Consider the following 12,311-nt stretch of genomic DNA (forward strand, 5'->3'; position numbering starts at 1 on the left):
AAAAGTGCTAACACAATTATACTAAAATGTGTTAGCACTTTCTCCCTTTTATTCACCTTTAAATGTAGGTAAACGCTTTTCTAAAAATGCAGCAATACCTTCTTTATGGTCTGCTGTTTGTCTCATCGCATATTGCCCGCGTTTTTCAAGCTGCAGCGTTTGTTCTAAATTAGAGCGATTTACTTCACATAAAATTTGCTTCGTTTGAATCATCGCTTTAATCGGTTTTTGTGACCATTCATTAATTTTTTGCTTCACAGCTGTTTGGAAATCCTCGCCGATTACTTCATCAATTAAGCCGATATCTAACGCTTCTGTCGCCGATAATTTCTTTCCTTCCCAAATAATTTGCTTCGTCACATTTTCACCTACGCGCTTTTGCAGGAAGAAATGACCGCCACCATCTGGAATTAAAGCGATTCCAATAAAGTTCATCGCAATAACTGATGATATATCTGCCATAACATAATCAGCTGTTAATGCAATACTTAATCCAAGACCAGCAGTTGGTCCATGAATTGCACTAATAACAAGCTTCGGCATCGTATATAAAGTCACAACGACTTCAGAAATGGTATTCATAATACCATCAAACTTGCTTTCGTCATTACTTGAAAGCATCGATTTAATATCTCCACCCGCCGAAAAACCACGGCCATTCCCGCATAGTACAACAATATGCGCAGAACTCTCCGCTACTTCTTTCAACTTTTGTAATAGCTCTTTTAATGTTGGCTCATCTAATGCATTTAACACCTCTGGGCGATTGACCATAACCGTTGCAACGTGCCCTTCATATTTCACAACGACAGATTCTGTTTTACTTGTTACTTCCATTATATATACCCCTCTTTTCCACATAAAGATTATACTTATATAATTATAGAAAGTAGATGAAAAACCCTTCTTTTTTCTAAATTTTCTGTCTAATAATCTCATAATTTGTATATACCCTTGTATAAAACATACAATTTCGTTGAAAAATATAGCAATTAAAGTCGGTTTACTCATACATTTCATCTATTTACCATTACAATGAAATGGTGTATTCTTAAGTTTGATATAAAAAACAAGTATAGAAATTCATTCGCCTTCCTATTAATAAAGGGGTGCTGAAATAAAGGAATGAAGGAATGGAGGAACATATGGTTACTAAGTTAAAACAGATGGATAACTACTTCCCACATTTCCTACTGCTATTCATTGTGTTTCAACCAATCTTAGATTTATTAACATCTTTTTCAATCTATGTATTACACATGAGTGCAACAGTCGGAATCGTAGTCCGTTTCGCCTTTATGCTTCTTGCATTAGGTTATCTACTTCTTCATCATAAACAACAAGGTGCGAAAAAATACATTCTCTATTTATGTCTATTTGGCATTGTACTCGCAATCGGCCTTGTGAATAATTTAATGGTCAAATCTCCAATTTCATTTGGAGAAGAAGTGAAATTTATTATGAAGAGTGTATATCCAATTGTAATACTTTTTGGATATATTATCGCACTTAAAGAACTAAAAAATAACGAATATGCGTTTCATAAAATCATTACCTATTTCTTATATGCAACGTTAATTTTGAGTATCTCAATCATTGTGGCAATGGTAACTGGTACAGATTTCCCAAGCTATCCTAACTCAAAAATCGGTTCAAGAGGATGGTTCTTTGCTGGAAATGATTTAAGTTCCATTTTTGCCATTATGTTCCCAATCGTTGTCTTATACTCAGTTCATAAAACAACTTCTTTCTCAAAAGTTTATTACTGGATTCCAACTGTACTTGCGATGTATGCAAGCATTATGATCGGAACGAAAGTAGGTTACGGTGCCATTGTTATTACACTTGGTATCGCTCTTTTATTCTTATTCATTGAATATATGATGCATCGTAAAAAAGAAGGAAAAGGATTCACATATCTTGTAAACACAGTTGTTGCTGCTATCGTACTAGGAGGTTTACTCGTACTTACACCACACACTCCTATCGCCAAAAATATGACGATCCATTTACAAATATATGAATACAAAAAATCAGTACAAGAAGAAAAAGACCGAAAAGAAGGAAAAGTAGTTAAAGAAGAAGAACATAAGCAAGGCGAACTAACAGACTCTGAAATGAAAAGTTTAATTTACAGTGATCGTGACAAGTTTTTAAAAGTATATAAACAATACTATAAAGAAGCACCACTATCTCAAAAACTATTCGGAATGGGCTACGCTGGTAACTATACAACGAAAATGAAGTTAGTAGAAATGGATTTCCACGACCTATTCTTCGCATTCGGAATTGTCGGGTTCCTTATGTACTTACTACCGCTTCTTTATTTCGGTATTAAAATATTCATTCGTATTATTACAAACTTCAAGAAACTATTTAGCACAAAACACATGCTACTAGCTAGCACACTCGTCCTATCGCTCGGCATAGCCTTTATGTCCGGCCACGTATTAACAGCGCCAGCCGTAAGTATATTCTTTGCTGTGATACTTGCTTATATGATTGTTGATTTGGAAATTGAATAACACTTGAAATACCATGCCCCTGTTTTAAGGGCATGGTATTTTTTATATTTTCTATGTGTATTCATCGTCACTCATTATGAGATTGCAACAATCAAACAGCTGAACTCTCCTTCGAATTAGCAATCTGCCTGCTCGAAAATACTTAGATAATAAAAAAATCCCTTGCAGGAAATTTCCTACAAGGGATTTTCATCAATAACAGATATACTATCTATTATTTAGTTTCAACTACAGCAGCTGATGCAGTTACTTCACCAAGTGCTAACTTGTTACCAGTAGCATCTGTAATGTTGATTTCTGCGTTATTTGCACCTTCTGGTACTACACTAATTGTTGCAGCTTGAGCAACGTTTAGTGCTTTTTCAGTTGTTAAGTAAACAACTTTTTCATTTTTAGCAGATTTTTTAATGTTAGTAACTTTTGCAACGTTACCATTTACAACAACTTTTAAGTCATTGATAAAGTCAGTATTGTCTACAATTGCTCCAAGGTTTTCATCAAATGTTACTTTGATTTCATTTGAAACATCAGTTTCGTTATTAGCTTTCACATAAACAGCGCTTGCTAATTTTGGAGCTGTGTTATCAGCGAAGTTGATTAATTTTTCAACTGGAGCTTTCGTTTGAGCGTTAGCTACTACTTTGCTTCCAGAAGCAGTTAATACGTTTGTGCTAATTGTAAATTTAGCATCTTGAGCTTTTGAGAAATAATTTTTCGGTAAAGAAATCTTAACGATTTGTTTGCTACCAACGAATTCTGCAGTTGTACCTGTTGGTAATGCTTTACCGTCAATTTTGTAGTTCTCTACATCTTTCGCGTTACCGCTCATGTCTTCACCGTAATTTACAGTGATTACATCACCTGCGATTGAAATAATGTCAGCATTTTTTTCTACAACAGGTGTTACGATACCTGTTTTACCAACAGTTGTAATGAATGCAACGTTGCTGTTTGTGTTTACAGAGTAAGAAGCTAAGTCGTTATCTACTGCATACTTAACAGCATCAGCTTTTAATTCTACTGTGTAAGAATCGTCTTTTAATTCAACGTTGTTTTTAGAAGTAACTTTTAATACGTCACCGTCAGTTACGAAAGTAGACTCTACAACTACGCCACCTTTGTCACGTACTACGATTTTAGTGTCGTCATTCACAGCAATTTTACCGTTGAATTTAACTTCTAAAGTATTACCGTTGATTTTGTTTAAGCTATCAGTAGCTACTTTTGGTGTAGCAGTATCTTCAGATAAAGAAACGCTCATATCAACTGGTTTACCAAGTAAGTTTGCTCCATCTTTGAAGTTTTTAAGGTTAACACTTAAGTTAACGTTCTTTTCACTACCTGCATATAATGGGTTAAGAGCTTCCTTTGCATCTTCTTTAACAGAAACGATGTATGAAGTTGGATCTTGTGGATCTTTTGTAAATTGTACCTCTCCTGGTTTGCCTGGAGTATCAATTACAGCTGTTGGGAACGTGTAGTTACCTTTTTTCACAGTTACTTCAGGTTGTTGGCTTAATGGCTCTGAGAATGTAACTTTGAAAGTACGGCTGTTAATAGCTTTTAATTCTTTCACTTCTGGTGCTTTTGTATCAGAAGATACAGTGTATTTTGTTGTTAAGATTGAAGATGTATTAGGATTTTCGCGTAGTGTATCTTTCGCATCGTATACAACTACTTCATGATCACCTTTAGCGAAGATTCCATCTTTTCCTGTAACTACATCAGTTGTTAAAGTGTATACTCCTGGAGTTTCACTTGCAGTTTTTGTTTCTTTAAGCTCAACACCATCAATTTTAACTTTTGCATCTGTTGTCACTGGTTTGTTGAATGTTAATTCAACTTTTTTACCAACAACGCGTGCACCTAATAATTCTGGAGCTGTTGAGTCAGAGAATGTTTTTTCTGAATCAAGATATTTTTCAACAGGTTTTAAGTCAGCACCTAATACGCCTGTAGTTACGTGTACTGCATATTTGTGAGAGTTAGCAAATGCTTTCTCAGCTTTTAATTTGAAAGTTACGCTCTTACCATCTTCTGAAAGAACACCTTTCTTACCTGCGTCACCTAAGAAATCAACAGATGTTAAGTCAGCACCATTTTGTTTGAAAATGTAGTTAGCTTCGTTAATCGCAGATTTTTCATTTACTGGGTTTGTGAATGTAACTTTAATTTCTTGAGCGTTGATTGCACTTACAGATTCAACTTTAGCTTCTGTTTTTACTTCCGGGCTATATGTCATCGCATTGTAGATGAACTGAGCAGCTTGCTCACGAGTTACAACGCCGTTTGGATTGAATTTGCCTTCACCTTCACCAGCTACGATACCTAAGCTTGCAAGAGTCTCGATTGAAGATTTTGCAGTTGCCCAAGATAAACCGTCGATGTCATTGAAAGTTTTTTTGTTGTTTTCATCAGCTTTGAAGCCGTATGCGTTAACAAGAAGCTGTGCCATTTGTGCACGAGTTAACTTCTCGTCTGGACCGAATTTATTGTCGCCTAAACCAGCCATAATTTTGTTAGATTCAGCAGCTGAAACGTATTTAGCATACCATTTGTTTGCATCTACATCTGTAAATGGAGTTTTTGTTGAACCAGCTTCAATGCCTTTCGCTTTTACCATGAAAGTAGCTACTTCAGCACGAGTTACATCGTCACCAAATCCGAATAGGCCATTACCAGTACCTACGATAATACCTTGTGCAGCCATAGAGTTGATCGCATCTGCAGACCAATGTCCTTTAGGAACATCTTTAAATGCGCCCTCTTCTGCTGCTGTAGCAACTGGTGCTACTACTCCTGCTACCATTGCAGCTGTCATTGTACCAGCCATTAATTTGTTAAAAGACTTATTTTTTGCCATTGATTTATTTCCTCCTTGAGAAATATAATACTAGCTTTAGAAATATGTATTTGAAAAACTAGTGATTTACTAAATTCATATATTAATACTACAAACACTTTTTGAAGAATAGTAATTTATCAGCCATAATAAATTCTATCTTTTACCAAAAAGTTAAACCATGTATATAATACGTCATAATTCTTTTTTTTAAAAGAATTTATTATCGCATAATTCGACAAATTTTAAATATTTGTCGAATTATATATTTATCGACAATTCTAATATGTAAACGTATATATATATCGCTTGTGTTTAATATATAAATAGCATTATAACACAGAATGCAAATAGAATGACAATTTATATTATTTAAAATTATCGACACTGTTCGACATTTACACGTTTATTTTTTGTTTTTTTGTCTAATTATTTGTTATTATTTGCATAAAGTGGGATTGTTTTCATTTTAATGTCATTAAATAACATTCTGTGCTGTCGTTCGTTTTATTCGGCAAACAAAAAACTGATCACCTTTTCATTTTTCACAAAATGAATCTAGATGATCAGTCTTTTTTACTTTATTAGTGTTTTACATACTCTATACTGTCTTTTGCAATATACGCTTCATTTACAGCAGGGTCATCAGAAATGATTTTAACCCACGCTTGTCCATTTATCGTTTCTTCGCCTGTAACTGTTACAACTTTATTTGTAGTTAAACGATACAGTCGTTCATTCGACATATGTGGATCTTTTTTCACTTCCACATTGTTCGTAACACGAGCAAGTTTATACTTGTTGTACTCTTTTTTACCTAAATAGGAATCAAAACGGAACATATGCCCTGCTACTTTTTTACCCCAGTTCGCATCAGATGCATATTTCATATTTAAACCGCCAGCTTTATCACCTGTATACGTCGCTGTATAACGCCAATGTCCCGGATTTAAATAACCTTCATCCATGTATACTTTCGCTGCATGTTCAATACAATCTTCTTTTGTGTTGAATGTTTCTCCATTACCATATGGACTATTATCTGTTGCTCTTAAACCGAATAAGTTATTTTTATCTTGTGCAAGAGCACTTGTTCCATAGAAACTTTCATGAACTGCTAATGAATATAAGAATAATGCATTTACATTATACTTACTTTCTACTTCTTTAAATTTCGCACCTAAACCAATTAGTGGCGAATCTGGTTTAACTGATTTTACATAACTATCTAATTGCTCTGCTGTGTATTCTGTTTTAGAACGTAATGATACATAATTAAAATATTGATAGAATGTTTCATTTCCAAATGTTTTTCCATCTACACTATACATTGATTGCCCTTGCTTCATGAAAGAAGGCGCCGCACCATATCTAAACTCTGTATATCCAGGTGAACTTGTATTATACGTATAATATCTATGGTATAAATATCCATCTGATTTTACGTAATAGGATGACTTTTTCATTTCATTTTCAGGAATTAAAGTGACTTCATTTTTCTTCACATAACCTGTTAAATCAGAGAGTTGAACTTTCACGCGATCTTCTCCAACTTCTAACACTTTAAATTCCGTTCCGTACTGAAGGTATGTATACACCATTTCTAAATCATTGCCGTAAACATTAATTGTATTTCCAGAAATTTGCTTCGCACTTGCAAAGCCATCTTTAATCCATACGTATTCATTTTCATACTTCACTGCATTAATACCTTTATTTTGCGCAGCCATAACAGCTTCTTTATATGTAGTGTAACGCTCTACTACTTTTCCTGCATCATTTAACAATACATAATTCTTTGTTTCTACAGGCGTTTCTCCCCCGTTATTGCCAATTTTATCAAGCATCAAATTCAGCATCGCCGAAGCCATACCTCTTGTCGCTGATAAATGTGGTCTAAACGTATTATCTTCTGGATAGCCTTTAATAATCCCGGTAGCTACCATAACTTGTACATGTTCTTGATAGTTAATACGATTCGTATCAGCAAATGTAAGCGGATTTACAGTTACTTTAATATTTTTATAGTCTAGCGCCTGTTTTACCATTACCGCCATTTCTTCACGTGTAATAACATCACCAGGTGCAAAAGTCTCAGGACTACGCCCCTTAATAATTCCCGCTCCGAACGCTCTACTTACACCGTCATATAAACCGTAAGTTTTTGGCACATCATTAAAATTCGAATCTGCTTGTGGAAGTTGTAACGCTTTCGCTATTAATGTAGCAAACTCTGCTCTCGTTATCTCCTTGTCAGGTAAATACACATTATTTCCATACCCTGACATAATCCCCTTATTAATCAAAGTACGCATATGCTGCTCAAATAAATGCCCTGTAATGTCATCACTCGCCGCATAACTTGAAATAGGAGTTAAAAGCAATGATCCTGTTAATGCAACTGCTGTAATCCCCTTTGAAAATTTCTTCACGGTTATCCTCCTCGTAATCTACGAATTTATCATTCCAACACCGATTATATACTAATTATATACACATGATAAATAAAAATTCGTATACAGCCTTTTTAAAATACAAATTTTACTATATAAAAATAATATATATATATACCTGCCATCTTCTTTCGTACCTCATTCCTTTTACAACCGTGAAATCCTTTATGATATAATGGCGTAGTTATTTCTGTTTATATAGAAATAACTAAAAAGATATTACATACTACGGAGGATAATTATGCCTAGATTATATGCATTTGCATTTAAATCACTGCAAATATTAACATTATTATTTTTTGCAATGACTCTGATTTATTCATTGCAATTTTTAATAACTGAACCGAAGTACAACCACACCTTTTTCCTTGTAGTTGCACTCATGATCGTTCTAATCGGTATTATATTCATTTCTATCATCGTGAATCGATTCTTTACCCAAACACAATTTATCATATTTCTTTGTTTACTAGCATTCATACTTCGCCTTGCATGGGTGTTAACAGTTCATACAAATGTCGTACAAGATTTCGCACGAATGTATAACGGAGCCGTTGATGCAGCGAATAACGATTTCTCATTCGCGAACAATGCATACTTTACTACTTGGGTATATCAATTAGGCTTTACAATGTATCAAGCTGGTGTTGTGAAATTGTTTGGCGAAGGTGTATTAGCGATTAAATTATTAAACATACTGTACTGCACCGGTATTACGTACTTTATATATCGCATAGCTACGCAGCTGTTTAACGAATTTAGCGGTAGAGTCGCAGCACTTATTTTCGCAACATACATCCCTAACATTATGATGACTTCTGTTCTAACAAATCAGCATCTCGCAACATTCCTATTCTATGCTGGTTTTTATCTTTTCGTAAAAAAAGGAATCTCACATTCGTATGCATGGATATTTGTTAGTATCCTTATTGCATTTGGTGATATTATGAGACCGATCGGTATTGTTATTTTACTAGCTCTCATTCTATTCTTATTTATCGCTCATATAATAGGTGATCAAAAATTAAGCAAAAAAATGGTTGTGTCAAAGCTAATTGGCATGATTGGCATTTATTATATCGTGCATTTTATCTTTAGTTACACATTAATTGCTACAGGGGTTACACAATATCCTTTATCTAATCGAGACCCTTATTGGAAATTTGTAGTCGGATTCAATCCTGAAACAAAAGGTGGTTTCTCTTTCCCGGACTATGAACTTATAAATCAATATCCTCTTGGTGAGGAACGTTTCGAAGTTGAAAAACAGCTCATTAAAGAAAGAACTACCGATAAAGGACAACTATTATTGTTATTCAAAGATAAATTTAAAGTTATGTGGGGAGATTATGACGCAGCCATTTATTGGGGGCTAGAAGGGTATACAAAACCCGAGTTATCAAAATTACTGTGGACGTTAGAAAAATTATGTTACGTAAGCATTTGCATATTCGCTTGCATAGCCTCCATCAAAACGATAAAAGAACAAAAAAATAAAACGTTACTATTCTTCTCATTATTAATTTTAGGTTACGCAGGAGTGCATATATTCATTGAGGTTCAATCGCGCTATCGTTACTTTATTATACCAACGATTATGATAATACAAGGTTACGGTGTCTATCTCATTACGCAATATATGAAAAAAAGATTCCAACGTAAAGAAATACACTAAAAAAAACACTCTACTTTTTTAGTAGAGTGTTTTTTTCTATATGATAAATGAGTTTCTTGGCCGCTTGTTCGCCTTGTAGTTGAAGCTCATCTACTCTTATTTGTAAAGATTGCTGCATATCCTCATGCTGCGTCACTTGTTTTTTCGCAATTTTATATAAATCCTCGGCACTCCAGTCCCCATCTACACTTCCTATAACAGGTTGATTCACTTGTCTTAAAAACGAATCGATTTTCGGATCGTACGAAATTCCAACCATTGGTGTTTTCGCGACAGCAGAAAAAATAAGAGCGTGAAGGCGCATACCAATTAAAAGTGAACACTCTGATAAAATAGATATTTTCTCATCAATATCCATTTTATATGGAAGCATATACGTCTCTTCCCCCATTAAATCCACTACATCACGCGAAGCATTTTGATCAAACGGACCATGCATCGGGACGAATAAAATTTGGTATCCTTCTTGCTTTAACCTTTTTAAAGCAATCGCTAACTTTTTTATATAATCTTCTTTTGCATTCCAGTTGCGCACACTCACCGCAATTATTTTCCCGTGCAGCGAATGTTTTTGCAACCAATCCGATTGTTTTTTTCGTTTCCATGTTAAAACCGGATCTGGAACAAGTTCAATATCCCTTTTCATTCCAATTTCTTTTAAATATAAGAATGAATCCTCATCTCGAACTGATATATATGCCGCTTTCGACAAATACCGTTTTACTAATAGTCGATTATGTCTTTTTGTAATCGGCCCTATTCCTTGTGAATAAATGTAATACGGTTTTTTTAACATACGGGCAAACCCCATAATGCCCGTGTAATATAAAATACTTTTCACACTCGTTTTATCTTGGAGGAGGCTCCCTCCACCGCTAATTAGCCCGTCACTTTTTTTGATTGCATTATAAACCGATTTTATACTCCAACGATTTACCGCTTCTACTCCGTACATTTTCTTTGTATAGTCAGGGTCATTTGACAGCACAACGAGTTCAATATTCGGATTCTCTTTATGTAACGATTCAATAATCGATTGTAGAATAGCTTCGTCTCCAACGTTATAAAAACCATAATATCCTGATAAAACTAACCGCACTCTTAATCTCCTCCAACATTTGGTAACCAATTGTTTCATTCATCATAACTGGCACCAACTCCTTACCTAAAAACACAATATCATAAAAAAGTATCGTCACAATAAGCCCGTCCGAATTCCAATCCTAAAATTTCGTAGTTCTATATTTATTTTTTTAAAAACGATATTTGTTTTGTTGATATCCAGTTTAATTTCAAAGCACATACCCCATACAAAATTATTGCAATAGCAAGTGCTACACCACTAAATAATAACGCAATAATTCTTGAAGATGTAACATCTATCACCGTAGATAATTCATATAATCCTAATCCTAAAATACAAGATACTCCTATTACAGCAAAAAATCTTCCTGTGTGAATAGAATAGGAAAGATATTTTCGAATGTATAGATGATTTACGATACAGATTAACACATATGTAATCAATGTACTATACGCAGCTCCATCTATACCAAACTTTTTAGCTAATACGATGTTTAACAAGAATTTCACAAAACTTGCTCCGATTACAATCCAAGCTGCTTGTACAGAGCGGTTAATCCCCTGTAAAACACCTATTGATAATACCATAACCGATGTAAAATACGAACTACCAATCATAACAGCTAACATACTGCTCCCTTTTGCATCTGTAAACAATCCCACATTTAACGGAACCGTTAATGCAACTAGCCATATCGTTAACGGAGCTGTCAATACATGCATGAGTAAGTTAGTATTTTGAACTGTTGCTTTTGCTAAATTCATATCTCTCTTTGCTAGCGCAGACGTTAATAATGGTATTAACGGAAATACAATTGCACTTGCAAACACAACTATTAATTGTGTAAACGCAAAACCACGGCTATATATACCAAATTGCGCTTGAATTTCAGCCGATGATCCTTGCAGCACATGTGGTACTGTTAGAGAATCAACCAAATTTAAAAGCGGCATGGATAAAGCCCCTATAGCAATTGGAATAGATACTTGTAATATTTTCTTTCCGTCTTTTCTCAAATCTCGAAGCGAATATGAGTTTTCCTTATAACGATATGAACTCTTATTATATGTCATACGTAAATATATAAGGGAACTTATTACCCCGAGAAAAGATCCAACCATTGCCCCACTAGTAATGACAGCACTACTTTTATTCCAATATACTAATATATAAGCGATGATTAACATAAAAAATACTCGTACAAATTGCTCAATGACTTGTGATACCCCCGTCGGTTTCATATCACCAAACCCCTGAAAATAACCGCGATAAACGGCCATATATGGTGCAACGAGTAACGCAAATGACGTAACCAGTAATGGCATCCTCGTTTCTTGCCCACCAAGCATATTTGCAATTTCAGTAGAAAATAATATGATCACCAAACATCCGAATGCTCCAAATGCCATTCCTATAATCGATGCTGATTTAAATAATTTTGCAATTTCTTTTTGCTTATTTTTTTCTTTCAACTCTGCAATCAGTTTTGAAATTGCTAATGGTACACCAGCTACTGACAGTGTAAGAGCAATCATATAAACAGGAAATACGAGGCGGAATATACCAAGCACTTCATCTCCTGCAATATTTTGTAATGGAATTTGAAAGAAACTTCCAAGCAATTTCGACAAAAACGTTGTAATTGTTAAAATTGCTGCACCTTTCACAAACTTCTTATTCATTTTCCTTCTCTTTTCTTTTATACATATATTCTCAAACGTATTGTTACAAA

At 34.5% G+C, this 12,311-nt stretch carries 7 protein-coding genes; 2 read left to right on the forward strand and 5 right to left on the reverse strand.

The genetic code is table 11. The features are described 5' to 3' along the window. Positions 1-48: 48 nt before the first annotated feature. Positions 49-861: an enoyl-CoA hydratase gene (locus MR065_RS09605; protein ID WP_242213474.1), complete on the reverse strand. Its 813-nt coding sequence runs from the start codon at positions 859-861 to the stop codon at positions 49-51. A gap of 284 nt (positions 862-1,145) precedes the next feature. Here MR065_RS09605 and MR065_RS09610 point away from each other — a divergent pair, with 284 nt between their 5' ends. After that, the gene (locus MR065_RS09610) at positions 1,146-2,525 is read left to right on the forward strand and encodes an O-antigen ligase family protein (protein ID WP_242213475.1); all 1,380 of its coding nucleotides are present in this window, start codon (positions 1,146-1,148) and stop codon (positions 2,523-2,525) included. 214 nt (positions 2,526-2,739) lie between these two features. On the opposite strand, the gene MR065_RS09615 is transcribed toward MR065_RS09610, so the two are convergent. Both MR065_RS09615 and MR065_RS09620 read right to left on the reverse strand, forming a co-directional pair. Next, positions 2,740-5,388, reverse strand: a complete 2,649-nt coding sequence (locus MR065_RS09615; protein ID WP_242213476.1) for an S-layer homology domain-containing protein — start codon at positions 5,386-5,388, stop codon at positions 2,740-2,742. Between the two features lie 563 nt (positions 5,389-5,951). Continuing rightward, on the reverse strand, positions 5,952-7,799 hold the full coding sequence (locus MR065_RS09620) for an S-layer homology domain-containing protein (RefSeq protein WP_242213477.1): 1,848 nt from the start codon (positions 7,797-7,799) through the stop codon (positions 5,952-5,954). 262 nt (positions 7,800-8,061) lie between these two features. Between MR065_RS09620 and MR065_RS09625 the strand changes: the two genes are divergently transcribed. Next, positions 8,062-9,495, forward strand: a complete 1,434-nt coding sequence (locus MR065_RS09625) for a glycosyltransferase family 39 protein (protein ID WP_242213478.1) — start codon at positions 8,062-8,064, stop codon at positions 9,493-9,495. 10 nt (positions 9,496-9,505) lie between these two features. Here the strand turns inward: MR065_RS09625 and csaB are convergent, their stop codons facing one another. Further along, a complete protein-coding gene (csaB, locus tag MR065_RS09630) occupies positions 9,506-10,594 on the reverse strand; it encodes a polysaccharide pyruvyl transferase CsaB (RefSeq protein WP_242213479.1) in 1,089 nt (362 codons plus the stop codon). Between the two features lie 146 nt (positions 10,595-10,740). Further along, a complete protein-coding gene (locus MR065_RS09635; RefSeq protein ID WP_242213480.1) occupies positions 10,741-12,261 on the reverse strand; it encodes a putative polysaccharide biosynthesis protein in 1,521 nt (506 codons plus the stop codon). Between the last annotated feature and the right edge of the window lie 50 nt (positions 12,262-12,311).

Origin of the sequence: Bacillus cereus group sp. BfR-BA-01383, from assembly GCF_022663495.1 — a bacterium.
GTDB classification, from domain to species: Bacteria; Bacillota; Bacilli; order Bacillales; family Bacillaceae_G; genus Bacillus_A; species Bacillus_A cereus_AU.